Genomic DNA, 25303 nt, shown 5'->3' with positions numbered 1-25303 from the left:
CCGCGCACACGAAAACGGCCGCCGTCCCACGAGGGGGCGGCGGCCGTTCTCGATGGTGAACTGCAGCTAAGCCGAGGAGGGCTCCCGGTTCGCGAGGCGCTGCTGGAGCATGACCGCCGCGACGATGATGATGCCACGGGCCACCAGCTGCCACGAGCTGGACAGGTCGTTCTGGGTGAAGACGTTGATCAGCACCGCGAAGAGCAGGACACCCAGCACGGTGCCGCCGATGGTGCCACGTCCACCAGCCAGCAGCGTGCCGCCCACGACCACCGCGGCGATCACGTCCAGCTCGGCGAGCTGACCGTGAGTCGAGGTGCCTGCGGTGGTACGCGAGAGCGTGATCAAGGCGGCGATGCCCGCGCAGGCTCCGGCGATGATGTACAGGTACACGGTGTGGCGCTTCACGTTGACGCCGGCGAGGCGGGCCGCGATGGGGTTGCCGCCGATCGCGACCGTGCGACGGCCGAAGGTGGTGCGATTGAGCAGGAACCAACCGGCCACCGCCACGATGAGGAAGATCCACACGACCCAGTCGACTCCCAGCAGGTCGCCGCGGAAGAAGTCGAGGAAGCCCTGGTTGTTCACGACCTGTGTCGAGCGGCCCGAGATCAGCTCGGCGAGACCGCGCGCACCCACGAGCATGGCGAGCGTCGCGATGAACGCGACCACCTTGCCGTACGCGATGATCAGCCCGTTGGTGAGACCGGCGATCACACCAACGGCGATCGACACGAACACCATGAGGGGCCAGAAACCCTCGCTCGCGGTCTGGAGAGCGCCGATCGAGGCGATCACGGACGAGAGTCCGAGCACGGACCCCACGGACAGGTCGATGCCGCCGCCGGTGATGACGAACGTCATGCCGATCGCCATCACGCCGATGACGGAGGCGTACCGCAGGATGACGAACATGTTGTCGATGTTCATGAAGTTCTCGCCGCCGGTGATGGCACCGATGACGATCAGCAACAGCAGCGCGACCACAAGGCCCATGCTGCGGCCCGCCGGGCTCGCGAGAAACTCCTTGATGGGATTGCGACGTGTCGTGGCGACGTCGCTCTCAGTGGTGGTCTGCTCGCTCACGCGGCACTTCCCTTCATGACCAGGTCGAGCACTCCGTGCTCGTCGATTTCTTGTGCGGGCTTCTCATCGATCACGCGGCCGTCAGCGATGACGAGGACGCGATCTGCGAGCCCCAGGACCTCTTCGATCTCGGACGAGACGATGAGAATCGCTGTCCCGTCCGCAGCGAGCTGGCGGATCAGATCGTAGATCTCCATACGAGCACCCACGTCGACTCCGCGAGTGGGCTCGTCGAGCAGCAGCACCTCGGTGCCGTGGATGAGCCAGCGGGCCAGCATGATCTTCTGCTGGTTGCCTCCTGACAGCGTGCGGGTGAGTCGGTTGGGCTCCGCAGGTCGCAGCTCCAAGGCCTTCATCTGCTCTTCGGTGGCTTTGCGTTCGGCCGGCTCATTGAGGAGACCGCTCTTGGCGAAGCGGGCGAAGGTCGACAGGGTCGCGTTGCGATAGATCGGCTCTTCGAGCAGCAGCCCCTGACTCTTGCGCTCCTCAGGAGAGAGGCCCACATGGGCCCCCACCGCTCCCATGACCGACCCAGCGCGAAGCTTCTTGCCCTTGAGCCGTACGGAGCCTGCGGTGGCCTTGCGGTGACCGTAGATGGTCTCGAGAATCTCCGAGCGCCCGGAGCCGACCAGGCCCGCGAGGCCCACGATCTCCCCGGCACGAATGGTGAGGCTGACGTCGGAGAACGTCTTTCCGAGCGACAGGCCGTCGACCTCGAGCACCACGGGAGCGTCGGCTGCCAGCGGCACGTGCGGAGGGAACGCGTGCTCCCTGTCCGATCCCGTCATCAGCGAGATCAGCTCGCGGATGGGCGTGCCCTCCACCGGCAGGTTCGACGCCTCGCTGCGACCGTCCTTGAGCACGGTGATGCGATCGCCGATCCGCTCGATCTCCTCGAGGCGGTGCGAGATGTAGATGACCGCGATGCCCTGGTCGGTGAGCTCCTTGACGACCCGGAAGAGGTTGTCCACCTCTCCGGAGTCGAGCACGGCGCTGGGCTCGTCCATGATCATCAGCTTGATGTCGTGGGAGAGCGCGCGCGCCATGGAGACGATCTGCTGATTGGCGGGCGACAGGGTGCCTACCTCTTGCGACGGAGAGAGCTGGGGGTGCCCCAGCCGCTCCATCAGCTCGCGCGTGCGTCGTGCGGCCTCGCGGCGATTGGATACGCCTCCGCGGGCAAGCTCATGGCCAAGGAAAATGTTCTCCGCTATGGAGAGGCCGCTGACGACGTCGAGCTCTTGGTACATCGTGGCGATGCCGAGCTCTAGTGCCGCGACCGGGTTAGCGAGCGTCACTGACTCGCCTTTCCAGCGGATCTCGCCTGCGTCGGGCTGATGTGCGCCCGAGAGGGTCTTGATCAGGGTCGACTTTCCCGCGCCATTCTGGCCGAGGACACAGTGGACCTCGCCTTCGCTGACGTCAAGGTCGACTCCTGCGAGCGCTTGCGCGCTGCCGAAACTCTTCACGAGGCCCCGAACCTCGAGTAATGACACGGGGTGGTCGTCTTCGATCACGCGAAAAACATAACACAGCGCCAGGGCCGTCGGAAGTAACCGGGATGGGCCAAACGGCCTGGTCTCTCTTATCTATAACGCGCGCGCGCGAGGCGCCGCTCCCAATCGTCTTTCGTGACCAAACCGTAATGACGAGTCGAAGGCAGAAGTTGCCCACATGTCAGTCACTTCTGTTAGTTTGGCCACGTCAGCGTGGACAACGAGTCGGCTCGCAACGCGAATCCCGACAGGCGTGACCCCTACGGACTGGCAATGACGACAGTGACCTAAATAGGAGGAACCCATGTACGCATTCCGCTCCAAGCGACAGCGGATGTTGGCCACGACCGGGGCAGCGCTCGCGGGCGTGGCTCTGTTGGCCGGCTGCAGCTCGGACGCCGACAACGGCGACACCGACACCGACACCGACACCGACACCGCAGAGACCACTGCGCCCGAGGGCAACGAGGGCAACGAGGGCGGCTCGGGCGAGACCGTCGTCATCGGCTTCTCCGGCCCCGCCGCGGACCACGGCTGGCTCGGCGCCATCAACACGGCCGCGCTCGACCTCGCAGAGACCTACGACGACGTCGACCTTCGCGTGGCGGAGGGCACCAACGACGCCAACCTCCAGATCAGCCAGGTCGAGACCTTCGTCAACGAGGGCGTCGACGTGATCGTGCTGCTTCCGACGGACGGCGCGGCGCTCACCGAGGCCGCGATCAACGCGATGAACGCGGGCGTGCCCGTCGTCAACGTGGACCGTGAGTTCTCCTCCAACGATGCTGCGCGCGTCACCATCCTGGGTGACAACTACGGCATGGGCGTGAGCGCCGGTGAGTACATGTGCGAGCGTCTGGGCGACAACCCCGACGCCATCATCGGTGAGATCGCGGGCATCGACTCGCTCCAGCTCACCACGGACCGTACGCAGGGCTTCAACGACGCCCTGTCGGAGTGCGGCCTGTCCGTGTCGGCACGTGTTGCCGCCGAGTTCACGATCGACAGTGGCCAGGAGGTCACGGCGCAGCTGCTCTCGGCCAACCCCGAGTTCGACGCGATCTGGAACCACGATGACGACCAGGGAATCGGCGTCCTCGCGGCGATCGACGAGGCTGGACGCGACGAGTTCTTCATGGTCGGTGGCGCCGGTTCGGCCAACGCCATGCGTGAGATCGAGTCGGGCGAGAGCGTCCTCGAGGCGACGGTCATCTACCCGTCGACTCAGGCCGCTGACGGCATCGCGCTCGCGCGTCTGCTGGGACAGAACGCCAACCTCGGCGACCTCGCGTCGCCCGGCGTGCCGCGCCGCATCGTCCTCGATGCGCCCGTGGTCACGGCGGACAACGTCGCCGACTACATGAGCGTCGGATTCGAGTCCTGATCCGATAGAAGCGGTGGCCGTCCCCTCAACCGGGGGCGGCCACCGCTTCGACGGCGTTCCGACCTACTTCTTCAAGAGAAAGCGAGAGCCAGATGCCCGCGCCGATGCGCGTCGCCATGATCGGCAATGGATTCATGGGCGCCGCACACTCCCAGGGGTGGAGAACCGCCCCCCGATTCTTCGACCTGCCGGTCGATCCGGAGATGACCGTCATGGTCGGCCGTGATCCCGACAAGAACGCCGCGCTCGCCCGCAAGTGGGGCTGGGCTGAGGCGTCACAAGACTTTGAGGCCGTGATCGCTCGCGACGACATCGACGTCGTCGACATCGTGACTCCCGGCCACCTTCACTGCGACATGGCCATCGCCGCTCTCGAGGCGGGCAAGCACGTGATCTGCGAGAAGCCCCTGGCCAACACCGTCGACGAGGCGCGCCGCATGGCCGACGCCGCCGCATCGGCCGCCGACAGGGGAGTGCTCGCCATGGTGGGCTTCACCTACCGGCGTGTGCCGGCTGCCAGCTTTGCTCGTGACCTGGTCGCGCGCGGTGCCGTCGGCGAGGTGCGCCAGGTGCGCGCGCAATACCTGCAGGACTGGCTCTCTGACCCCGAGGCGCCGCTGACGTGGCGCATGGACAAGTCGAAGGCGGGCTCGGGAGCGCTTGGCGACATCGGCGCCCACGCGGTCGACCTCGCGCAGTTCATCACCGGCCTCAGTCTCACCGAGGTGTCCGGCGTGATGGAGACCTTCGTCAAGGAGCGCCCGGTGCTCGCGGCGGGCCAGGGCCTGTCCGGCTCGGCCGGTTCGGAACGGGGCCCCGTGACGGTGGACGACTATGCGGCGTTCTCGGGACGCTTCGACTCGGGAGCGCTCGGGACCTTCGAGGCCACGCGGTTCGCGACCGGCCGCAAGAACGCGCTGCGCATCGAGGTCGCTGGCGACAAGGGTGCCGTGCTGTTCGACCTCGAGGACATGAACGCGGTTCAGTACTACGACGCGACCGCTCCGGGGACGGAGCAGGGCTTCACCCGCATCTACGTCACCGAGGCCGACCACCCGTACATGGCGGCGTGGTGGCCCCCGGGGCACATGCTCGGCTACGAGCACGGATTCTCTCACCAGGTCAAGGACCTCGTGGAGGCGATCTCGTCCGGCACCCAGCCGACCCCGTCCTTCGCGGACGGATACCAGGTCCAGCGCGTGCTCGGAGCGGTGGAGCGCAGCGCCGATGCCGGCAGCGCATGGACCGCGGCCTGAGCAGCGCCGCGGATAGCACTGAGGAAAGGAACAAGACATGGCACGACCAATCAGTCTTTTCACCGGACAGTGGGCGGACCTTCCCCTCGAAGAGGTGGCGAAGCTCGCATCCGAATGGGGCTATGACGGCCTCGAGCTGGCCTGCTGGGGTGACCACCTCGACGTGAGTCGCTGGGACGACGCCGAGTACGTCCAGGGCCGCCTCGACCTCATGAAGCGTCACGGCCTGAAGATCGTGGCGATCTCCAACCACCTCACGAGCCAGGCGGTGTGCGACGATCCCATCGACCGCCGCCACCAGGAGATCCTGCCTCCGCAGGTGTGGGGCGACGGCGATCCCGAGGGCGTGCGTCAGCGTGCGGCCGATGCGGTCAAGGACACCGCGCGCATGGCGTCGCGACTCGGTGTCAGCACCGTCGTGGGCTTCTCCGGTTCGTCCATCTGGAAGACCGTGGCCATGTTCCCGCCGGTCCCCGCCGACATGGTCGAGGACGGCTACCAGGACTTCGCGGACCGCTGGAACCCGATCATGGACGTGTTCGAGGCCGAGGGTGTGCGCTACGCGCTCGAGGTTCACCCGAGCGAGATCGCGTACGACTACTGGACCGCCAAGAAGACCCTCGAGGCGATCGGGCACCGCGAGTCGTTCGGGCTCAACTGGGACCCCAGCCACATGGTGTGGCAGGACCTCGACCCCGTCAGCTTCCTGTGGGACTTCCAGGACCGCATCTACCACGTGCACTGCAAGGACACCAAGCGTCGCCTCAACGGGCGCAACGGGCGGCTGTCCTCGCACCTGGCGTGGGCGGACCCGCGGCGTGGCTGGGACTTCATCTCCACCGGACACGGAGACGTGCCGTGGGAGGACTCGTTCCGCATGCTCAATGCGATCGGCTACGACGGACCGCTGTCCGTCGAGTGGGAGGACGCCGGCATGGACCGCCTGGTCGGTGCCCCCGAAGCTCTGGAGTTCGTGCGCCGGTATGCGTTCGATGCGCCCGATGCGGCCTTCGACGCGGCCTTCAGCTCCAAGGACTGAGCAAGGTTCTCCGGGCATCGGCCCTCGCGCCTGTGGCGCGGGGGCCGTTGTCGTGTCCGGACGGAGTGAGTCGTGTGGTCGGCCGCTCGGCCGGGTAGCTGCGCTGACTCAGGCGGAGGCGAGTTCGCGCCGAACGATCGCCTCGACGCTCTCGACCGACAGCGCGTGCTGAATGGCCATCGACGAGGCGCCGGACACCGCCGCATTGTTGCCGCCTCGCGAGCGGACGATCTGCAGACTGCCGGTGGCGATGGGCGTCGAACGGGTGTAGATGGTCTCGCGCACGCCCGCGACCAGGTGATCTCCGGCGTTCGCGATCGGCCCCCCGAGCACGATGACCGCGGGGTTGATGAGGCTGACGCACGTGGTGAGGACGTGGCCGAGCACGCGTCCGGCCTCGCGGACGGCACGCACCGCGTCGATGTTTCCTTGGTTGATCGCGACGGCGACGTCCTGCGAGCTCGACACGTCAAGGCCCGCCGCCCGCAGCTGGGCGGCGATGGCGGGTCCTGCGGCGACGGCCTCGAGGCAGCCGGTGGATCCGCACCTGCAAGGGATGTGGTCGGAACCCGGGATGTACACGTGGCCGATGTCTCCCGCGATGCCCTGGGCGCCGCGGTGAACCTTGCCACCCGTGATGACGCCGGCACCGATGCCGGTCGACACCTTCACGAAGAGAAGATCGTCGACCTCTGGCCAGTGGTCGTTGCGCTCCCCGACCGCCATCACATTGACGTCGTTGTCGACCAGGGTCGCCACCTCGAAAGCTGAGGAGAGCACGCCCGGCACGTCGAAGCGGTCCCAGCCCGGCATGATGGGCGGGTCGATGGGGCGGCCGGTGGTGTGCTCCACGGGCCCGGGGAGTCCTACCCCGACCGCATGGAGGAAGCCCGGCACGCCGTGCTGCTCCAGCAGGCGTCGCCCTTCCTCGATTACCCAGTTCAGCACCACTTCTGGTCCCTCCGCGACCGCGAGCGACACCTGCGTATCGAGCAGCATCTGCCCCCGCAGGTCGCTGAGACCGATGTGGGTGTGGGTGGCGCCGATGTCGACCCCGAGCACTCCCTGGCGGGTGCCATCGAAGGCGAACTGACGGGAGGGGCGGCCGCCGGTGGAGACCGCGTGGGTGACCGACCGGATCAGACCGGCGCGGAGCAGGGAGTCGACGCGTGCGGCCACGGTCGAGCGCGCCAGGCCGGTCATCGTCGCCAACTCCGCGCGCGTGCGCGACTGTCCATCCCGCAGGATCTGGAAGATCTCAGATTGTGCGGAACCCGAGAGCGTTTCCTGCCCGTGCGGATCGATCATAATGAGCGATCCTATCGGACGGTCTGGGTCCGAGACGCATTTTTTGGCCCTTGTGCCGACATCTTTTGTTTGGGGATCGGCGGAACCCTCGTTACGACGGGCCCGTGTGGCAGAAATCACCATGCGCACGCGGGTGCTGCCGGGTGCCGATTCGACGAGGCCGCGGAGGTATTTGGGCCATGGCCCATGCGGTGGTAGCCTGAAAGAGCTTCCCCCGGACGGCAACCGGCCCCGGCGGACAGCAATCCCACAGCATTCAGGCGTTTGCGGCCGATGGAGTACGCGCATTCCCCGCAGCTTGGGAGTATCTCGCACTGTTCAGGAGCCAGACGGGCTCGTGCGAGGGAAGGATCATCAGTGACAGACACCACCGTGGCCAGCCCCGATAAGGGTGCCGCCCTCAGCGCCATGAAACTCCCTCAGTTGCAGGCACTCGCCTCCGAGCTCGGAGTCTCCGGCGTCAAGAAGATGCGAAAGAGTGATCTTGTGGAAGCGATCAATAACGGCGGAGTCGCTCCGGCGAAGTCCGACGATTCCGCCCCCGACGCTCCGGCGCGCGAGTCCAAGCGCTCAGGCGACGACGCCAAGGCACAGCAGTCATCGGGCAACGAGCCCGCTGCGACGCAGGCCGAATCCGACGGCAACGGCCAGGACGGCGGGTCGTCGAACCCAGACGCCTCCCAGTCGGGCGGCGACCAGTCGCCGCAGCAGCAGGGCTCCGGCCAGCGCGACGGCGGCCAGCGCCGCGGTCGCGGCGACCGCCAGAGCAAGGGCGAGTCCGATGCGGAGCGTGACGAGCGCGCACGTCGGGCCGCCGAGGCCGTGCAGTCCGCCGGCTCGCCGCAGGCGGATTCGTCCAAGGGCGAGTCCTCGAAGAACGACGGGCGTGGCGGCCGTGGCAACGACCGCAACGACCGCAACGACCGCAACGACAACCGTGGGAACGACAACCGCGGCAATGACAACCGTGGCAACTCCAACGACGATGACGACGAGCGCGGTGGGCGCCGCCGTCGCGGCCGAGGCCGTGGGCGCGGGCGCAATCGCGACGAGCGCAACGAGCGTGGCGGGGGCAATGAGCCCCAGGGCCGCCCGGACGAGGACGACGCGCGCGACGACGAGGAGCTGAGCCCTGTGGGCGGCATCGTCGACGTGCTCGACAGCTACGCCTTCATCCGCACCACCGGGTACCTCGCGGGCAAGTCGGACGTCTACGTCTCCATGAACCAGGTTCGCAAGTACGGCCTGCGCAAGGGCGACGCCATCACCGGCAGCGTCCGCCCGCCTCGCCCCGGCGAGCGCGGTCAGCGTCAGAAGTTCAACGCGCTCGCGAACGTGGACACCGTCAATGGCGTCAGCCCCGAGGAGGCGAAGACCCGCAAGGAGTTCGGCGACCTCACGCCGCTGTACCCGCAGGAGCGTCTGCACCTCGAGACCGAGACGCGCAACCTCACCAACCGGGTGATCGACATCGTCGCCCCCATCGGCAAGGGCCAGCGCGGCCTCATCGTGTCGCCGCCCAAGGCCGGTAAGACGCTCGTGATGCAGTCCATCGCGAACGCCATCAGCGCGAACAACCCCGAGGTCCACCTCATGGTGGTCCTGGTGGATGAGCGTCCCGAGGAGGTCACCGACTTCCAGCGCTCCGTCAAGGGCGAGGTCATCGCCTCGACCTTCGACCGCCCGGCAGTGGACCACACGCAGGTGGCGGAGCTCGCGATCGAGCGCGCCAAGCGCCTGGTCGAGCTCGGCCAGGACGTCGTGGTGCTGCTCGACGGCATCACCCGCCTGGGCCGCGCCTACAACCTGGCCGCACCCGCATCGGGCCGGATCCTCTCCGGTGGTGTCGACAGCGCCGCGCTGTACCCGCCCAAGAAGTTCTTCGGCGCCGCGCGCAACATCGAGCACGGCGGCTCGCTGACCATCCTCGCCACCGCGCTGGTGGACACCGGCTCCAAGATGGACGAGGTGATCTTCGAGGAGTTCAAGGGCACCGGCAACATGGAGCTGCGCCTGTCGCGTCAGCTCGCCGACCGCCGCATCTTCCCGGCCGTGGACGTCAACTCGTCCGGCACGCGCCGCGAGGAGATCCTGGTCTCGACCGAGGAGCTCAAGGTGATGTGGAAGCTGCGCCGGGTGCTCTCGGCCCTCGAGCCGATCGCCGCGACGGAGCTGCTCCTGGGCAAGCTCAAGGAGAACAAGACCAACGCCGAATTCATGATGCAGGTCGCCAAGACGACGCCTGGCAAGGACGACGACGGCATCATCACCAAGTAGCCTCAACCGCTAGCCAGCTGGGCCGGGTCGCGCAAGCGGCCCGGCCCTGCTGCGTTCCCGGCCCCCGCATCGGCCGCCTTCCTCCTGCCCGTTCCCGCCCGCCCCGCCCCCCATGAGGTCCTCAGTGCCCGAAATCGCGACTTCTGGGCACTCAGGACCTCGCAGCGCGCTCGAGACGCCCGGCGACGACGGTCAGGACCCGTCGGCGGCTCCTCTCAGGGCGCCGCACGATGTCGTCCCACCCGAGCCGGATGGTGACGTAGCCCGCGGCTGTGAGGTCGTTCTGACGCTCGCGATCCCCATCCCGTGCCTCGCGCGTCGAGTGATAGCGGTCGCCGTCCAGCTCGACGACCACCATGGCCGCGCGATGCAGCATGTCGGCCACCACCCGGCGCGGACCCAGCCGCAGCTCTGCCTGCCACTCGATATCGCGAAAGCGCGCATCGGCGAACGTCTCGTGCTTGGCGCGCACCTCGAGCGGCGTGGTCGCCCCCTCAGCGAACCATCCGAGCACCTTCACGAGATCCCTGCGACCGGCCACCCGTGGCGCGCGCTCCACCTCGCGTGCGAGCGTTCGCCAACTGCATACCCGTGCCCACAGCGCCTCGTACAGGAGGTTGCGCCGATGCGCCGGGGGAGCGAACCGCCACGCGTCGAGCAGCGCTCGCGGCATCTCGGCGCACACGGCCCCCTGAGCGATGATCCGCCCGCTTGCCGGCACGGTCTGATGGAGCGTGACCCATGGAGGCGTCGCACGACGCTGACCTGTCGCGACGAGGTAGTCCAAGCGCGCGGGCGCAGGGAGCCGGGGCTCGTACAGGTGAAGAGCGCCCGCGCCCGTCACCGCGCCCGCGGGGTGCCACAGGTGAAGCGCCTCGCTCCTCACCACGGGCCTGAGGGCGTGAGCGGTGCCGCAGTAGACGCCCGTGAGCAGCCGGGTCACGGTGCCGGCGGCCACGGCCGCGTCGAGCTGTCGGCGCGACCACGTGCGGATCAACTCGTTCCGGGCGAAGGCGTGCGCCGAGCCGTCGAGGAAGGCCGCCAGGGAGTGCACGCGCGTGCCGGGCTTCGGTAGAGGTCGCATGCTTCGCATCCCACCAGCCGTGCGGCGGTCGAGGAGCCTCAGCGGTCGCGGTCTGTGGATAGCCCAGGTCACGCGCCACCCCCTGGCGAGGTGCTCAGTGCCCAGAATCGGCGATTTCGGGCACTGAGCACCTCACCGGGTGCACGGAGGGGTCGCCCCGCAGGCGTGGGCATGGCAGAATAGAGCGCTGGCCGTCCGGTTCACCGACCGCGAAGTACGCGCGAGGACCCGGAGGCAACATCAAGGGAGCACCATGAAGAAGGACATTCACCCCGAGTACGTGGCCACCACTGTCACGTGCACCTGCGGCAGCACGTTCGAGACCAAGTCAACCGTGAAGTCCGGCGCGATCAGCGTCGAGGTCTGCTCGGCGTGCCACCCGTTCTACACCGGCAAGCAGAAGATTCTCGACACCGGCGGCCGCGTGGCCCGCTTCGAGAAGCGCTACGGGAACAAGTAGTCCGACAAGCCTCACGACGACGTGGCCGAAGCCTTCGCTGCCGTCCTGCCTCTGCTGGACGAGTACGCCGACATCGAGCACCAGCTCTCGCAACCTGACGTCCATGCGGACGCCGGGCGCGCGCGCAAACTCGGTCGTCGCTTTGCGGAGCTCGGCCGCGTCGTCGCCGCCCACCGCGCCTGGGAATCGGCCCAGGAGGACCTCGAAGCCGCGCGCGGCATGGCCGATGCGGACCCCGAGTTCGCCGCCGAGGTTCCCGCTCTCGAGAAGGCGGCCGACGAGGCGACCGAAAGGCTCCGCCGCATCCTCATCCCGCGCGACCCCGACGACTCGCGCGATGTGATCCTCGAGATCAAGTCCGGTGAGGGCGGGGAGGAATCCGCGCTGTTCGCGGGCGACCTGCTGAAGATGTACCTCAAGTTCGCGGAGTCGCGCGACTGGAAGGCCGAGGTCCTCGAGGCCACCCCGACCGACATGGGCGGCTTCAAGGACATCTCCGTCGCCATCAAGGCCAAGGGCACGGTCGACCCCGAGAACGGCGTGTGGGCGCACCTCAAGTACGAGGGTGGCGTCCACCGCGTCCAGCGCGTGCCCGCGACCGAGTCGCAGGGCCGCATCCACACCTCCGCCGCGGGCGTGCTGGTCTACCCGGAGGTCGAGACCGTGGAGGAGGTGGAGATCGACATGAACGATGTGCGCGTCGACGTGTACCGCTCCTCGGGACCGGGGGGCCAGTCGGTCAACACCACCGACTCCGCCGTCCGCCTCACGCACGAGCCCACGGGAATCGTCGTGAGCTGCCAGAACGAGAAGAGCCAGCTCCAGAACAAGGAATCCGCGATGCGGATCCTGCGCGCGCGCCTGCTCGCCGCCCAGAAGGAGGCGGCCGATGCGGAGGCCCAGGACATCCGCAAGTCCCAGATTCGCACGGTGGACCGCTCCGAGCGGATCCGCACCTACAACTACCCGGAGAACCGCATCGCGGATCATCGCACGGGTTACAAGGCGTACAACCTCGATCACGTGCTGTCCGGCGAGCTGGGGCCCGTGGTGCAGTCGGCGATCGACGCGGATGAGGCCGCCCGACTCGAAGCGCACGAGGGTTGATGCCCAGCGTCGGCGCGCGCCTGCGCGGCATCGCGGCACGGTTGGCGGAGGCCGGGGTGCCTTCCCCTGAGGCCGATGCGGTCGCGCTCATTGCGCATACGTTCGGCTGGTCGCGCAGCGCGGTCCGCACTGCGGCGGCCCGTGACGATCACTGGCCCGAGGACCCGCTCGACTTCGAGCTCCTCGAGGCCCGCGTGGAGCGCCGCGCCGGCCGCGAGCCGCTGCAGCACATCACCGGCACCGCGCACTTCCGACACCTCGAGCTCCAGGTGGGTGACGGGGTGTTCATCCCGCGCCCCGAGACCGAGACGGTCGCGCAGGCCGCCATCGACGCGGCCCGCGCGGCCAACCCGGGACGTGACGGACGGGTGCGGGTGACCGACCTGTGCGCGGGCTCGGGGGCGATCGGCCTCTCGGTTGCGAGCGAGGTCGAGAACGCAGAGGTCACCATGCTCGAGGCGAGCGAGGGCGCGCTGGTGTACCTGCGCCTGAACGCCCGGTTCATGCCGGCCGACGTGCGGCCCCGGGTGCGCACCGTGCTCGGCGACGCGCGCCGCTGCCTGCACCTGTTCGACGGCTGCGCCGACGTGGTCGTGGCGAACCCGCCGTACATCCCGCCCGACGGGGTGCCCCGCGACCCCGAGGTGCGCGACTACGACCCGCCCGAGGCGCTGTACGGACTCGGCAAGGACGGCCTGGACCTGCCCCGGGCCATCATCGACGAGGCGGCCCGACTGCTGCGGGTGGGCGGCACGCTGATCATGGAGCATGGCGACGAACAGGGGCCCGCCTTGAGGGCCTTCGTGGGGCGCTCCGAGTTCTGGGCCGACGCGCGCACCGAGCAGGACTTGAACGGACGCGACCGCATGCTCATCGCCACTCGTGTGGGCGTCTGAGACACTGGACCCCGTGATCTACCCCTGCTTTGACCCCGCCACATGGGGCCCGAGCCTGGACGCGGCCGTCGATGCCGTCCAGCGCGGCGCGGTGGTCGTGCTGCCGACGGACACCGTGTACGGCGTGGGCGCCGATGCGTTCCAGCCGGCGGCGGTCGCCGCGGTGCTGGCCGCGAAGGGCCGCGGGCGCCAGATGCCTCCGCCCGTGCTGATCCCTGACGTGCGCACGGTCGACGGGCTCGCGCGCGACGTGCCCGCCCCCGCCCGCGCCCTGATGGAGCAGCTGTGGCCGGGCGCGCTGACGGTGATCGTGCACGCGCAGCCATCCTTGGCGTGGGACCTGGGCGAGACCCACGGGACGGTCGCGCTGCGCCAGCCCGACCACGCCGCCGCGCTCGCGCTGCTGAAGCGCACCGGGCCCCTGGCGGTGACGAGCGCCAATCTCACGGGCCAGCCGGCCGCGACCACCGCCGAGGGCGCTCGAGCGCAGCTGGGTGATGCCGTCGCGGTCTACCTCGACGGCGGCGACAGCCCGCTGGGCACCGCGTCGACCATCGTCGACGCCACCGACCCCGCGGGGCTGCGCGTGGTGCGAGACGGGGGAGTGCCCCGCGAGCGGCTCGTCGAGATCGCCGGCGCGGACGCGTTCGCACCCGAGGCCGATGCTGAGGGCGAGACCGACGGGTGAAGGTCTACCTCACCCTGATGGTGATCGCCGCGATCGTCGCGTATGCGGCCACTCCGGCGATGCGGCACCTGGCGTTCAGGGTGGGTGCGGTCACGGCGGTGCGCGAGCGCGACGTGCACGCCACCCCCACCGCCAGGCTCGGCGGCCTCGCGATCTTCCTGGGGTTGGCTGCCGGGATCGTCATCGCTCACAACATCCCGTTCCTGCAGCCGGTCTTCGAGGCATCCGGCGCGGCCTGGGGAGTCCTTGCGGGCGCGGGGCTCGTGTGCGCGCTGGGCATGGCCGACGACATCTGGGACCTCGACTGGATGGCCAAGCTCGCGGGGCAGGTGCTGGCGGCGCTGATCATGGCGTGGAGCGGCGTCCAGCTGGTCACCGTGCCCATCGCCGGCCTGACCATCGGCAGCTCGTACCTGTCGCTCGCCGCGACCGTCATCGTCGTCGTGGTCGCGATGAACGCCGTCAACTTCGTGGACGGCCTCGACGGTCTCGCGGCGGGAATGGTCGCGATCGGCGGCGCCGCCTTCCTCACCTACACGTACGTGCTCGCCCGCTCGGCGTCCCCCGGCGACTACTCGTCGCTCGCCACGCTGATCCTCGCGGTGCTGGTGGGCGCGTGTCTGGGCTTCCTGCCCCACAACCTCAACCCGGCTCGCATCTTCATGGGGGATTCGGGCTCGATGGTGCTGGGGCTGACGATCGCCGCCGCCGCCATCGTGGTGACGGGCCAGATCGACCCCGAGGTCGTGTCGGAACGTGAGACCATCCCGGCCTTCATCCCCATCGTGCTGCCGCTGATGGTGATCGCGGTGCCGTTGGTGGACATGACGCTCGCCGTGATCCGGCGCACGCTCAAGGGCCAGTCGCCGTTCATGCCCGACGCCCACCACCTGCACCATGTGCTGCTGCGCACCGGGCATTCGCACCGCTGGGCGGTGAGCGTGCTGTACCTGTGGACGGCGGTGCTGTCCTTCGGCACCGTGTCGCTGGTGTTCCTGCCCGCGCGCGGGGCCTTCGTGCTGATCGGCACCGCGGTGGTGGTGTCGTGCCTGCTCACCTTCTCGCCGCCGCTGCGGCGCACGCTGTCGCGCGGCTGGCGAGCGGCGGGCCAACGAGTGAAGCCGCTCCAGCGCCTGACGCCGGAGGGCCACGAACGACTGCACGACGAGCACGACGAGCACGGCGGAACGAGTGACGAGAACCCGACCGAGGCGGACGGCGACGCCAGCGACCGCCCCGCCCCCGCATCGGCCGCCGGCCACGAGACCAACGACCATCGAACCGCCCCGCCCAGGGAGACATAAGTGAACGAAGAGACCGCCACCTATCGCCGAGCGCTGCGGGCGACCATCATCGCCATCGCCGCGCTCGCCATCGCCGCCGTCCCCGTGGGGCTGCAGGTCGCCGGTGGTGGGGGAGTGCTCGCCGCGGAGGCAGGAGTCGCGGTCGCAGCCCTGTCCGGCATCACCACGCAGGTCGCGATGCTCGTTGACCACCGCCAGGCGCCGCACATGCTCGCGGCGTACATCGGCGGCTCGTGGCTGCTCAAGATGCTGATCATCGTCGTCGCGCTGGTCGCCCTGGGCAGCATCGAAGGATTCCACCGTGGTCTGCTTGCGGGCTTCGCGCTCGCCGGAGTGTTCGCGACGCTGGCGATCGATATGTGGGCGATGCGCGCGGGGCGGATCCCGTATGTCGACCCGAGTTCGGATGACGGGTAGGTATGCGTTAGGATTCTGGGGCATCACGGTCCCGGCGTGCTCGGCGGCCAGCCCGCGCTTGCTTCACGACATCAGGAGATAATTCTGTGGCGAACCTAGCCCTGGATGCGACCACGGAGGTCGCTTCCGAGCTCGCTGCCGACGAGTCCGGCTCTGCCAGCGGCTTCTTCGGATGGCTGTTCTACTCGGACGGCTTCCACGCCCCAACTGTGGGCGAGTTCTTCCCCCCGGCGCTCTTCGGAGACGGCACGTTCTTCGAGTTCAACAGGATCATGCTGGCGCGCGTCATCGCCGCCGCGATCCTCATCCTCATCTTCTGGCTGGTGGCCCGGCGCGCCACCCTGATCCCCACGCGCGGCCAGTCCGTCGTGGAGATGCTGCTCGACTTCGTGCGCGTGCAGATCGTCGAGCAGGTGATGAGCAAGGAGAACGCGCGCCGGTTCGTGCCGTTCCTCACCACGCTGTTCCTCGCGGTCTTCACGTTCAACATCACCGGCGTGATCCCGTTCATCAACATGCCCGGCACTGCTCTGATCGGCCTGCCGATCATCATGGCGCTGTGGGTGTACGTGCTGTACCTCACGGTGGGCATCAAGCAGCACGGGTTCGGCGGCTACCTCAAGACCAGCCTGTTCCCCGCGGGCGTGCCCAAGCCGATCTACATCCTGCTGACGCCCATCGAGTTCCTGCAGGTGTTCATCCTGCGACCGGCGACGCTGGCACTGCGACTCGCGGCGAACATGATGGCCGGCCACCTGCTGCTGGTGCTGTGCTTCGCCGCGACCCAGTACCTGTTCTTCGAGGCGGCGCTCGCGTTGAAGGCAGTGGGCTCGGTCACGCTGCTTGCGGGCCTCGCCTTCACCCTGTTCGAAGTATTCGTGTCGGCCCTCCAGGCCTACGTCTTCGTCATGCTGTCCTCGGTGTACCTCACCATGGCTGTCGAGGAAGAGCACTAACCCATCACGACCTGCGGCGCCGGACTGGCGTTGCTACAACGGAAGGAAACACAGTGGACACCACCACTCTCGCTGAGCTCTCCGGCAACATTGCCACGGTCGGTTATGGCCTGGCGACGCTCGGCCCCGGCATCGGTCTGGGCATCCTGATCGGCAAGACGGTTGAGGGCATGGCTCGCCAGCCCGAGGTCGCCGGCCAGCTGCGCGCCACCATGTTCATCGGTGTCGCGTTCGTCGAGGTGCTCGCCCTGCTGGGCTTCGTCGCCGGATTCCTCTTCACGTAATGACACCGGCCAGCGTGATCGTTGTTGCAGCGGGGGAGAGTGAGTACCCCAACCCGCTGATTCCCGCCGCGTACGACATCCTGTGGTCGTCGGTGGTCTTCCTGATCGTCGTCGGCGTCTTCATGAAGGTGCTGCTCCCCAAGCTCCAGAAGGTGCTCGACGAGCGTGCGGAGACGATCGAGGGCGGCATCCTCAAGGCGGAGAAGGCGCAGGCCGAGGCGGCCGCGGCCCTCGAGGAGTACACCGCTCAGCTGACCGAGGCACGTGCCGAGGCGGCGCGCATCCGAGAGGACGCGCGGGCAGAGGCGGGGCAGATCGTCGCGGAGACGCGCGAGCATGCCGCCGAGGACGCCCAGCGTCTGGTGCAGACGGCTCACAAGCAGATCGACGCCGAGCGTCAGCAGGCCATCGTGTCGCTGCGCGGCGAGGTGGGATCGCTGGCGTCCGAGCTGGCGTCCCGCATCGTTGGTGAGTCTCTCGCGGACGACGCTCGTCAGCAGCGCATCATCGACTCCTTCCTCGACGACCTCGAGGCTCAGGTGTCGGACAGCAGCAAGGCGAAGGGATAGCGCCGATGCGCGGAACCAGTCAGGCCTCGCGTGCGGCGGTGCTTCGGGACTTCGAGCCCGTGGCGACCGCGGCAGGTGACGAGGGCATTGTGATCGCGGAGCAGCTCTTCGCGGTGGTCGACACGTTGGACAAGTCGGGCTCGCTGCGGCGTGCGCTGACCGATCCAGCGCGGCCCGGTGCCGACAAGGCCACGCTGGTGAAGCGGCTGTTCGGGTCGCTCGATGAGCGAGCCGTCGACGTCGTCGCTGCCTTCGCCAACTCCCGGTGGTCCGGCGAGCACGATCTCGCGGAGTCCATCGATGACGCGGGCGAGGTCGCCGTGTTCTCCTACGCGGAGCACAAGGGGACGCTCGAGGCGGTCGAGGAGGAGCTGTTCCGTGTGGAGCGGCTGCTCACCGCGGAGCGGGACCTGCTAGTCGCCATGAGCAACCGCTCGGCGACCAAGGAGCAGCGCCTGGCGCTGCTCGAGGGCACGCTGGGCGGCAAGCTGCGGCCCACGACCCAGGCGCTGCTGACGCGAGTGGTCGGCATGCCGCGCGGACGGCGGCTCATCCCCGCGATCAACGCGCTGCTGGAGATCGCCGCCGCCCGGCGCGGACGGTCGGTGGCCAACGTCACCGCAGCCGTCGAGCTCAGCGCGGCGCAGCGCACCCGGCTGGGTGAGATCCTCAAGCAGGCGTACGGTCGCGACATGCAGATCAACGTCGCCGTGGACCCCGAGGTCCTGGGCGGCATCCGAGTTCAGGTTGGTTCCGAGGTGGTGGACGGAACCGTCCTCAGCCGCCTTGACGAGGCACGACGACGACTCGTCGGCTAGCGAAGACTACAGCCGCGAACGCGGTAGTGACAGGAGAGATGAGACATGGCTGAGTTGACGATCAGTCCCGACGAGATCCGGGACGCGCTCGACAGCTACGTGAAGTCGTACGAGCCCTCTGGCTTCGTGCGTGAAGAGGTTGGTCACGTGACCCTCGCCGGCGATGGCATCGCCCAGGTGGAGGGGCTTCCGGGCTGCATGGCGAACGAGCTGCTGCGCTTCGAGGACGGCACGCTCGGCCTCGCGCTGAACCTCGACGTCCGTGAGATCGGCGTCGTGGTGCTGGGCGAGTTCACCGGCATCGAGGAGGGCCAGGAGGTGCACCGCACCGGCGAGGTTCTCTCCGTCGCCGTCGGCGATGGCTACCTCGGCCGCGTCGTGGACCCGCTGGGCACGCCCATCGACGGGCTCGGCGACATCGAGACCGACGGCCGCCGCGCCCTCGAGCTCCAGGCTCCCGGCGTCATGGCGCGCAAGTCGGTGCACGAGCCGCTGCAGACCGGCCTCAAGTCGATCGACGCCATGATCCCGATCGGCCGCGGTCAGCGCCAGCTGATCATCGGCGACCGCCAGACGGGCAAGACCGCCATCGCGATCGACACGATCATCAACCAGAAGCAGAACTGGGAGACCGGCGACCCGAGCAAGCAGGTGCGCTGCGTCTACGTCGCCATCGGCCAGAAGGGCTCGACCATCGCCGCCGTGCGCGGCGCGCTCGAGGAGGCCGGTGCTCTCGAGTACACGACCATCGTCGCCTCTCCCGCATCGGACCCGGCCGGCTTCAAGTACCTCGCTCCGTACACCGGCTCGGCCATCGGCCAGCACTGGATGTACCAGGGCAAGCACGTGCTGATCGTCTTCGACGACCTGTCCAAGCAGGCCGAGGCCTACCGTGCCGTGTCGCTGCTGCTGCGCCGCCCGCCGGGCCGCGAGGCGTACCCCGGAGACGTGTTCTACCTCCACTCCCGCCTGCTCGAGCGCTGTGCCAAGCTCTCGGACGAGATGGGTGCGGGCTCGATGACCGGCCTGCCGGTCATCGAGACCAAGGCCAACGACGTCTCGGCCTACATCCCCACCAACGTGATCTCGATCACCGACGGTCAGATCTTCCTGCAGTCCGACCTCTTCAATGCCAACCAGCGCCCCGCGATCGACGTCGGTGTGTCGGTGTCGCGAGTCGGCGGCTCGGCGCAGATCAAGGCCATGAAGAAGGTCTCGGGAACGCTGAAGATCGACCTCGCTCAGTACCGCTCGCTCGAGGCGTTCGCGATGTTCGCATCCGACCTCGACGCGGCATCGCGTCAGCAGCTGACTCGCGGTGCGCGACTCATGGAGCTGCTCAAGCAGCCCCAGTACTCGCCGTACCCGGTCGAGGACCAGGTCGTGTCGATCTGGGCCGGTACCAAGGGCAAGCTCGACAAGGTGCCGGTGGCGGACGTGCTGCGCTTCGAGCGCGAGCTGATCGACCACCTGCGTCGGAGCACCTCGGTGCTGACCGACATCGCCGAGTCCGGCAAGATGTCGGACGAGAACGAGGCGGAGCTCGAAGCTGCCGTCGACGACTACCTCTCGACGTTCCTCGCCTCTGAGGGCACCGAGCTCACCACCGATTCGTCCACCGCCTCCGGCGAGGACGTTGAAGTTGAGCAGGAGCAGATCGTCGCGAAGAAGAAGAAGTAGGGACCGATGGGCGGACAGCAGCGCGTCTACCGGCAGAAGATCCGGTCGACTCAATCGCTGAAGAAGATCTTCCGTGCGATGGAGCTGATTGCGGCTTCTCGCATCGGTAAGGCACGCGCCCGTGTGGCCGCCGCGACCCCTTATTCGCAGGCGATCACGCGGGCCATCAGCGCCGTGTCGATCCACTCCGACGTCGACCACCCGCTCACCAACAAGCGCACCGACACCAATAAGGTGGCGATGCTCGTGGTGAGCGCCGACCGCGGAATGGCGGGAGCCTATTCGGCCAGCGCGATCCGCGCGGCCGAACGCCTCCGTCAGAACCTCGAGCGCGACGGCCGCGAGATCGTGCAGTTTGCGGCGGGCCGTCGAGCGGTGTCCTATTACACGTTCCGTCAGCGCGAGCTGGCGGGCATGTGGACGGGCGGCTCGGACTCCCCGGATGTCGAGACCGCGACCGAGATGGCCCAGGCGCTCTACAAGGCATTCACGGCGGCGCCCGAGGACGGCGGCGTCTCCGAGATCCACATCGTCTACACGCACTTCACGTCGATGGTCTCTCAGGAGCCGCGGGTCATCCGCCTGCTGCCGCTGGAGATCGTCGAGGGAGTGGCCGAGCCCGGGGATGAGGTCGAGCCGCTGTACGAGTTCGAGCCCTCGCCTGAGGAGGTGCTGGACGCACTGCTGCCGCGCTACATCGAGGCGCGCCTGTACAGCTGCCTGCTGCAGTCCTCGGCCTCCGAGCTGGCGAGCCGCCAGCGTGCGATGAACACCGCCGTGTCCAATGCCGAGGACATCATTCGTCAGTACACCCGGCTCGCCAACTCGGCGCGCCAGTCCGAGATCACCCAGGAAATCAGCGAGATCGTCTCGGGCGCCGATGCGCTCGCGGCCTCGTGATCGGAAGCGAGACACCCATGACCCCCACCGCGAAGACCGCGAAGAAGCCGGCAGGCGACAAGCCCGCCGAGACGAAGGACGCCCCGGCGCAGGCCGTGACGGGTCGCGTCGCCCGGGTGATCGGCCCCGTGGTCGACATCGAGTTCCCCGCCGATGCCATCCCCGACATGTACCACGCCCTCACGACGGAGATCGATCTGTCGGCGCAGGGCGAGGGCGAAGAGGGCGGCACGCTGCACATGACCCTCGAGGTGGCGCAGCACCTGGGCGACAACATGGTGCGCGCCATCGCGCTGAAGCCCACCGACGGCCTGGTCCGCGGCGCCACGGTGGTCGACACCGGCGAGCCGATCTCGGTCCCCGTGGGTGACGTCACCAAGGGTCACGTGTTCAACGTGACCGGTGAGGTGCTGAACGCCAAGGAGGGGGAGACCATCGAGGTCACCGAGCGGTGGCCCATCCACCGCAAGCCCCCGGCCTTCGACCAGCTCGAGTCCAAGACGGAGATGTTCGAGACCGGCATCAAGTCGATCGACCTCCTCACCCCGTACGTGCAGGGTGGAAAGATCGGCCTGTTCGGCGGTGCCGGCGTCGGCAAGACCGTGCTCATCCAGGAGATGATCTACCGCGTCGCCAATAACCACAACGGTGTGTCGGTGTTCGCCGGAGTGGGCGAGCGCACCCGTGAGGGCAACGACCTCATCGAGGAGATGACCGAGTCCGGCGTCATCGAGCAGACCGCCCTGGTGTTCGGCCAGATGGACGAGCCGCCGGGCACGCGTCTGCGCGTGGCGCTGTCGGCGCTGACGATGGCCGAGTACTTCCGCGACGTTCAGTCGCAGGACGTGCTGCTGTTCATCGACAACATCTTCCGTTTCACGCAGGCCGGTTCCGAGGTGTCGACCCTGCTGGGCCGCATGCCGTCCGCCGTGGGCTACCAGCCCACCCTGGCGGACGAGATGGGTCAGCTGCAGGAGCGCATCACCTCGACCCGCGGCCACTCGATCACCTCGCTGCAGGCGATCTACGTGCCCGCCGACGACTACACCGACCCGGCCCCCGCGACGACGTTCGCCCACCTGGACGCCACCACCGAGCTGTCGCGTGAGATCGCGTCGCGCGGTCTGTACCCCGCGATCGACCCGCTCACCTCGACGTCGCGCATTCTCGACCCGCGCTACGTGGGTCAGAAGCACTACGAGACGGCGAACTCGGTGAAGTCGATCCTCCAGCGCAACAAGGAGCTGCAGGACATCATCGCGATCCTGGGTGTCGACGAGCTGTCCGAGGAGGACAAGATCATCGTCGCCCGCGCGCGCAAGATCCAGCAGTTCCTGTCGCAGAACACCTACATGGCGAAGCAGTTCACCGGCGTGGACGGATCGACCGTGCCGCTGAGCGAGACCATCGAGGCGTTCGACGGCCTGGTGAACGGCAAGTACGACAACATCGCCGAGCAGGCCTTCTTCAACATCGGTGGCCTCGAGGACCTGGACAAGAACTGGGCCCGCATCCAGAAGGAGATCGGCTGACCATGGCCGGCCCCCTCACCGTCGACATCGTCGCCCCGGACCGCACGCTGTGGTCCGGGACGGCGGAGCGCGTGATCGCCCCCTCCGTGGAGGGCGAGATCGGGCTGCTCGCCAACCACGAGCCCGTCCTGTCGCTGCTCCGTGCGGGTTCCGTGCGGGTGCGCGGCGAGAAGGGCGACTGGAGCGAGTTCCCGATCAAGCGCGGTTTCGTGTCGTTCGACCACAACATCGTCAACATCGTCGCGGAGCCGGCCGAGTCCGACGAGGACTGACCCCTATGCGCGTCGTGATCGCGCGCTGCGCCGCCCGTTACAGCGGACGGCTCAGCGCGCACCTGCCGCTCGCCACGCGGGCGATCATGCTCAAGGCCGACGGCTCGGTGCTGCTCCACTCCGACGGTGGCTCGTACAAGCCGCTCAACTGGATGAGCCCGCCATGCACCACCCGTGAGGTGGCGCCCGACGGGCCCCAGGCATCGGCCGGTGTGACCGCCGTCTGGACGGTCCAGCACGACAAGACCGACGACCGCCTGGAGATCGAGATCCACGAGGTGCTCGCGGACACCGAGCACGAGCTGGGAGTGGACCCGGGGCTCATCAAGGACGGCGTCGAGGCGCACCTGCAGGAGCTCCTGGCCGCGCAGATCTCCGTGCTGGGCGACGGCCACTCGCTCGTGCGCCGCGAGTACCCCACCGCGATCGGACCGGTCGACATCCTGGCCCGCACCTCCTCCGGCGCGTCCGTGGCGGTCGAGATCAAGCGGCGCGGCGACATCGACGGCGTCGAGCAGCTGACCCGCTACCTCGAGCTGCTCAACCGCGACCCGCTCCTCAGCCCGGTCGAGGGAGTGTTCGCCGCGCAGGAGATCAAGCCCCAGGCCCGCGTGCTCGCGCAGGACCGGGGCATCCGCTGCCTGGTGCTCGACTACGACGCGATGCGCGGCGTCGACGACTCTTCCACGCGGCTCTTCTAGCCGGCCCCCGCTCGTCGCGACGTCCGAGTCGCCGCGCGTACGTGGGGAAGGCCGATTGCGCCCGTCGCCACTCACCACCGGCGCACCGTACGTGACGAAGCGCGAGAACCCGGACCCGGCTCTACCTACCAATCGGTAGAAATTGTCGCAACGTTTCGTTACGCTAGGGCACATGACGACGACGCCTGAGACCTTCCCCGACGACTTCCTATTCGGGGCCGCGACCGCCTCCTATCAGATCGAGGGCGGGGCCCGCGAGGGCGGCCGGGGACCCTCGATCTGGGACACCTTCTGCGCCACGCCCGGCAAGGTCGTGGGCGGCGACAGCGGCGATGTGGCGTGCGACCACTTCCACCGCTGGGAAGAGGACATCGACATGATGTCCGAGCTCGGCCTGCAGGCGTACCGCTTCTCGATCGCGTGGCCGCGGGTCCAGCCGCTCGGCACCGGCGAGTTCAACGCCGAGGGCATCGCGTTCTACCGCGCCATCATCGACCGACTCAAGTCCAAGGGCATCACCCCCATGGTGACCTTGTACCACTGGGACCTGCCGCAGGCGCTGGACGATCAGGGCGGCTGGCTGTCGCGCGATACCGTCGACGCCTTCGCCGTCTACGCCCGCCGCATGGCCGAGGAGTTCGGCGCTGACGTCGACATGTGGGCCACGCTGAACGAGCCCTGGGTCGCCGCGTTCGTGGGCTACGGCGCCGGCGCCCACGCCCCGGGCCACGCGGACGATGCCGAGGCGCTGCAGGTCGCGCACCACCTCAACCTCGCGCACGCCCGCGCCTACCGCGCCATGAAGGAGGTCCGCGGCGACCTCCGCATCGGCCTGGTGAACAACTGCCACACCCCGCGGCCGTGGGATCCCTCGAGCGACGCCGACCGCGCTGCGGCGGATCACATCGACGCCCTCGCCAACACGATGTTCCACGACCCGTTCATCACGGGCGAGTACCCGGCGGTGCTGCTGCCCAACACGGCTCACCTGACGGACTGGTCCTTCCTCCACGAGGGCGACCTCGAGGAGATGCAGGGCCAGGTCGACTGGTTCGGCGTCAACTACTACGCCTCGCACGTGGTGCGTCACAACCCGAACAAGGGCAAGGAGAGCTCCAAGCTCGCCACTCTCGCGGACGGGCACAAGGCGGGTGCGAACTCGCCGTGGCCGGGCGACGAGGAGATCGAGTTCATGCCCCCCACCGGGAAGATCACCGCGATGGGCTGGAACGTCGACCCGTCCGCTCTCCACGCGCACCTCATCAAGATCCACCGCGAGACGGGCAAGCCCATCTACGTGACCGAGAACGGGTCGGCGTGGAACGACTCGATCGACGAGGACGGGCGGGTGCGGGACACCGACCGTGTCGACTACTTCCACGGCCACATCGGCGCCGTCCTGAAGGCGATCGGCGAGGGAGCGGACGTGCGCGGATACATGGCGTGGTCGCTCATGGACAACTTCGAGTGGGCGCAGGGCTACGCCAAGCGGTTCGGCATCGTGCACGTCGACTACGACTCTCTCGAGCGCCGCTGGAAGGATTCCGCGTACTGGTATCAGGAGGTCGTGCGCCAGCGCGCGGTCGTCCCCGTCGAGCAGGCCGATGCGCTCGCGGCCACTCCGCCGCGTACTTTCTGAACCGGGCCGCCTTCTAGCCTCCCAAGCGAGCACAAGCGCCCGGCCGATGCGCGCATCGGCCGGGCGCTTGTGCTCGCTTGGGAGGCTAGAAGGNGGGCATGCCCACCAGTCTAGGCGGCGACGAAAAAGCGCCCGGCCGATGCGCGCATC

Annotated in this window: 24 protein-coding genes; 20 read left to right on the top strand and 4 right to left on the bottom strand. The window is 68.3% G+C overall.

All coding sequences use genetic code 11. The features are described from left to right. Window positions 1-66 precede the first annotated feature (66 nt). Together ACNI14_RS01055 and ACNI14_RS01050 are read right to left on the bottom strand one after the other, a co-directional pair. The gene (locus ACNI14_RS01055) at window positions 67-1086 is read right to left on the bottom strand and encodes an ABC transporter permease (RefSeq protein WP_420518076.1); all 1020 of its coding nucleotides are present in this window, start codon (window positions 1084-1086) and stop codon (window positions 67-69) included. Next, complete coding sequence (locus tag ACNI14_RS01050; protein WP_420518075.1) at window positions 1083-2603, bottom strand: sugar ABC transporter ATP-binding protein; 1521 nt, start codon at window positions 2601-2603, stop codon at window positions 1083-1085. Before ACNI14_RS01050 ends, ACNI14_RS01055 begins: the two co-directional genes overlap by 4 nt. Window positions 2604-2886: 283 nt before the next feature. On the opposite strand from ACNI14_RS01050, the gene ACNI14_RS01045 reads away from it, so the two are divergent. The 3 genes from ACNI14_RS01045 to ACNI14_RS01035 all read left to right on the top strand — a co-directional run bounded on the left by ACNI14_RS01045 (window position 2887) and on the right by ACNI14_RS01035 (window position 6261). Further along, entirely contained in the window at window positions 2887-3966 is a 1080-nt protein-coding gene (locus tag ACNI14_RS01045; protein WP_420518074.1) for a substrate-binding domain-containing protein, read from the top strand. Window positions 3967-4058: 92 nt separating this feature from the next. Continuing rightward, window positions 4059-5222, top strand: coding sequence for a Gfo/Idh/MocA family protein (locus ACNI14_RS01040; protein ID WP_420518073.1), 1164 nt, complete (start codon window positions 4059-4061; stop codon window positions 5220-5222). Between the two features lie 37 nt (window positions 5223-5259). Next, a complete protein-coding gene (locus ACNI14_RS01035) occupies window positions 5260-6261 on the top strand; it encodes a sugar phosphate isomerase/epimerase family protein (protein WP_420518072.1) in 1002 nt (333 codons plus the stop codon). Between the two features lie 108 nt (window positions 6262-6369). Here ACNI14_RS01035 and ACNI14_RS01030 read toward each other — a convergent pair whose 3' ends face one another. After that, window positions 6370-7569, bottom strand: coding sequence for an ROK family transcriptional regulator (locus tag ACNI14_RS01030; protein ID WP_420518071.1), 1200 nt, complete (start codon window positions 7567-7569; stop codon window positions 6370-6372). A gap of 408 nt (window positions 7570-7977) precedes the next feature. Between ACNI14_RS01030 and rho the strand changes: the two genes are divergently transcribed. After that, window positions 7978-9846, top strand: a complete 1869-nt coding sequence (rho, locus tag ACNI14_RS01025) for a transcription termination factor Rho (protein ID WP_420518417.1) — start codon at window positions 7978-7980, stop codon at window positions 9844-9846. A gap of 151 nt (window positions 9847-9997) precedes the next feature. Here rho and ACNI14_RS01020 read toward each other — a convergent pair whose 3' ends face one another. After that, window positions 9998-10930: a DUF559 domain-containing protein gene (locus ACNI14_RS01020; protein WP_420518070.1), complete on the bottom strand. Its 933-nt coding sequence runs from the start codon at window positions 10928-10930 to the stop codon at window positions 9998-10000. A 253-nt stretch (window positions 10931-11183) separates the two neighbouring features. On the opposite strand from ACNI14_RS01020, the gene rpmE reads away from it, so the two are divergent. The 16 genes from rpmE to ACNI14_RS00940 all read left to right on the top strand — a co-directional run bounded on the left by rpmE (window position 11184) and on the right by ACNI14_RS00940 (window position 25153). Then, window positions 11184-11390: a 50S ribosomal protein L31 gene (rpmE, locus tag ACNI14_RS01015; protein ID WP_420518069.1), complete on the top strand. Its 207-nt coding sequence runs from the start codon at window positions 11184-11186 to the stop codon at window positions 11388-11390. A 21-nt stretch (window positions 11391-11411) separates the two neighbouring features. Next, complete coding sequence (prfA, locus tag ACNI14_RS01010; protein WP_420518068.1) at window positions 11412-12497, top strand: peptide chain release factor 1; 1086 nt, start codon at window positions 11412-11414, stop codon at window positions 12495-12497. After that, entirely contained in the window at window positions 12497-13393 is an 897-nt protein-coding gene (prmC, locus tag ACNI14_RS01005; RefSeq protein ID WP_420518067.1) for a peptide chain release factor N(5)-glutamine methyltransferase, read from the top strand. The genes prfA and prmC overlap by 1 nt, the downstream gene beginning before the upstream one ends. Window positions 13394-13397: 4 nt before the next feature. After that, window positions 13398-14081 (top strand): L-threonylcarbamoyladenylate synthase, encoded by a 684-nt coding sequence (locus ACNI14_RS01000; RefSeq protein WP_420518416.1) that lies wholly within the window; start codon window positions 13398-13400, stop codon window positions 14079-14081. Then, window positions 14078-15385, top strand: coding sequence for an MraY family glycosyltransferase (locus ACNI14_RS00995; protein WP_420518066.1), 1308 nt, complete (start codon window positions 14078-14080; stop codon window positions 15383-15385). The genes ACNI14_RS01000 and ACNI14_RS00995 overlap by 4 nt, the downstream gene beginning before the upstream one ends. Beyond that, entirely contained in the window at window positions 15386-15802 is a 417-nt protein-coding gene (locus tag ACNI14_RS00990; protein ID WP_420518065.1) for a Cg1360 family ATP-synthase-associated protein, read from the top strand. An 86-nt stretch (window positions 15803-15888) separates the two neighbouring features. Then, window positions 15889-16758, top strand: a complete 870-nt coding sequence (atpB, locus tag ACNI14_RS00985) for a F0F1 ATP synthase subunit A (RefSeq protein WP_420518064.1) — start codon at window positions 15889-15891, stop codon at window positions 16756-16758. A gap of 53 nt (window positions 16759-16811) precedes the next feature. Further along, on the top strand, window positions 16812-17042 hold the full coding sequence (locus ACNI14_RS00980; protein ID WP_420518063.1) for an ATP synthase F0 subunit C: 231 nt from the start codon (window positions 16812-16814) through the stop codon (window positions 17040-17042). Continuing rightward, on the top strand, window positions 17042-17611 hold the full coding sequence (locus ACNI14_RS00975; protein ID WP_420518062.1) for a F0F1 ATP synthase subunit B: 570 nt from the start codon (window positions 17042-17044) through the stop codon (window positions 17609-17611). Before ACNI14_RS00980 ends, ACNI14_RS00975 begins: the two co-directional genes overlap by 1 nt. A 5-nt stretch (window positions 17612-17616) precedes the next feature. Then, complete coding sequence (locus ACNI14_RS00970; RefSeq protein ID WP_420518061.1) at window positions 17617-18429, top strand: F0F1 ATP synthase subunit delta; 813 nt, start codon at window positions 17617-17619, stop codon at window positions 18427-18429. Between the two features lie 45 nt (window positions 18430-18474). Beyond that, the gene (gene atpA / locus ACNI14_RS00965) at window positions 18475-20109 is read left to right on the top strand and encodes a F0F1 ATP synthase subunit alpha (RefSeq protein ID WP_420518060.1); all 1635 of its coding nucleotides are present in this window, start codon (window positions 18475-18477) and stop codon (window positions 20107-20109) included. A gap of 6 nt (window positions 20110-20115) precedes the next feature. Next, entirely contained in the window at window positions 20116-21009 is an 894-nt protein-coding gene (locus tag ACNI14_RS00960; RefSeq protein ID WP_420518059.1) for a F0F1 ATP synthase subunit gamma, read from the top strand. A 17-nt stretch (window positions 21010-21026) separates the two neighbouring features. After that, on the top strand, window positions 21027-22541 hold the full coding sequence (gene atpD, locus ACNI14_RS00955) for a F0F1 ATP synthase subunit beta (RefSeq protein WP_420518058.1): 1515 nt from the start codon (window positions 21027-21029) through the stop codon (window positions 22539-22541). Window positions 22542-22543: 2 nt separating this feature from the next. Then, window positions 22544-22813, top strand: coding sequence for a F0F1 ATP synthase subunit epsilon (locus ACNI14_RS00950; RefSeq protein ID WP_420518057.1), 270 nt, complete (start codon window positions 22544-22546; stop codon window positions 22811-22813). A gap of 5 nt (window positions 22814-22818) precedes the next feature. After that, window positions 22819-23514 (top strand): endonuclease NucS, encoded by a 696-nt coding sequence (gene nucS / locus ACNI14_RS00945; protein ID WP_420518056.1) that lies wholly within the window; start codon window positions 22819-22821, stop codon window positions 23512-23514. Window positions 23515-23686: 172 nt separating this feature from the next. Then, entirely contained in the window at window positions 23687-25153 is a 1467-nt protein-coding gene (locus tag ACNI14_RS00940) for a GH1 family beta-glucosidase (RefSeq protein ID WP_420518055.1), read from the top strand. Window positions 25154-25303 lie beyond the last annotated feature (150 nt).

Source organism: Demequina pilifera (assembly GCF_048814985.1).
Classification (GTDB): Bacteria; Actinomycetota; Actinomycetes; order Actinomycetales; family Demequinaceae; genus Demequina.
This window is presented reverse-complemented; position numbering and strand designations above follow the sequence as displayed.

Coding starts and splice junctions, on each gene's coding strand:
- ACNI14_RS01045 (WP_420518074.1), top strand. CDS start 2,887: ATGTACGCATTCCGCTCCAAGCGACAGCGGATGTTGGCCACGACCGGG.
- ACNI14_RS01040 (WP_420518073.1), top strand. CDS start 4,059: ATGCCCGCGCCGATGCGCGTCGCCATGATCGGCAATGGATTCATGGGC.
- ACNI14_RS01035 (WP_420518072.1), top strand. CDS start 5,260: ATGGCACGACCAATCAGTCTTTTCACCGGACAGTGGGCGGACCTTCCC.
- ACNI14_RS01030 (WP_420518071.1), bottom strand. CDS start 7,569: ATGATCGATCCGCACGGGCAGGAAACGCTCTCGGGTTCCGCACAATCT.
- rho (WP_420518417.1), top strand. CDS start 7,978: ATGAAACTCCCTCAGTTGCAGGCACTCGCCTCCGAGCTCGGAGTCTCC.
- ACNI14_RS01020 (WP_420518070.1), bottom strand. CDS start 10,930: ATGCGACCTCTACCGAAGCCCGGCACGCGCGTGCACTCCCTGGCGGCC.
- rpmE (WP_420518069.1), top strand. CDS start 11,184: ATGAAGAAGGACATTCACCCCGAGTACGTGGCCACCACTGTCACGTGC.
- prmC (WP_420518067.1), top strand. CDS start 12,497: ATGCCCAGCGTCGGCGCGCGCCTGCGCGGCATCGCGGCACGGTTGGCG.
- ACNI14_RS00975 (WP_420518062.1), top strand. CDS start 17,042: ATGACACCGGCCAGCGTGATCGTTGTTGCAGCGGGGGAGAGTGAGTAC.
- ACNI14_RS00970 (WP_420518061.1), top strand. CDS start 17,617: ATGCGCGGAACCAGTCAGGCCTCGCGTGCGGCGGTGCTTCGGGACTTC.
- atpA (WP_420518060.1), top strand. CDS start 18,475: ATGGCTGAGTTGACGATCAGTCCCGACGAGATCCGGGACGCGCTCGAC.
- ACNI14_RS00960 (WP_420518059.1), top strand. CDS start 20,116: ATGGGCGGACAGCAGCGCGTCTACCGGCAGAAGATCCGGTCGACTCAA.
- atpD (WP_420518058.1), top strand. CDS start 21,027: ATGACCCCCACCGCGAAGACCGCGAAGAAGCCGGCAGGCGACAAGCCC.
- ACNI14_RS00950 (WP_420518057.1), top strand. CDS start 22,544: ATGGCCGGCCCCCTCACCGTCGACATCGTCGCCCCGGACCGCACGCTG.
- nucS (WP_420518056.1), top strand. CDS start 22,819: ATGCGCGTCGTGATCGCGCGCTGCGCCGCCCGTTACAGCGGACGGCTC.
- ACNI14_RS00940 (WP_420518055.1), top strand. CDS start 23,687: ATGACGACGACGCCTGAGACCTTCCCCGACGACTTCCTATTCGGGGCC.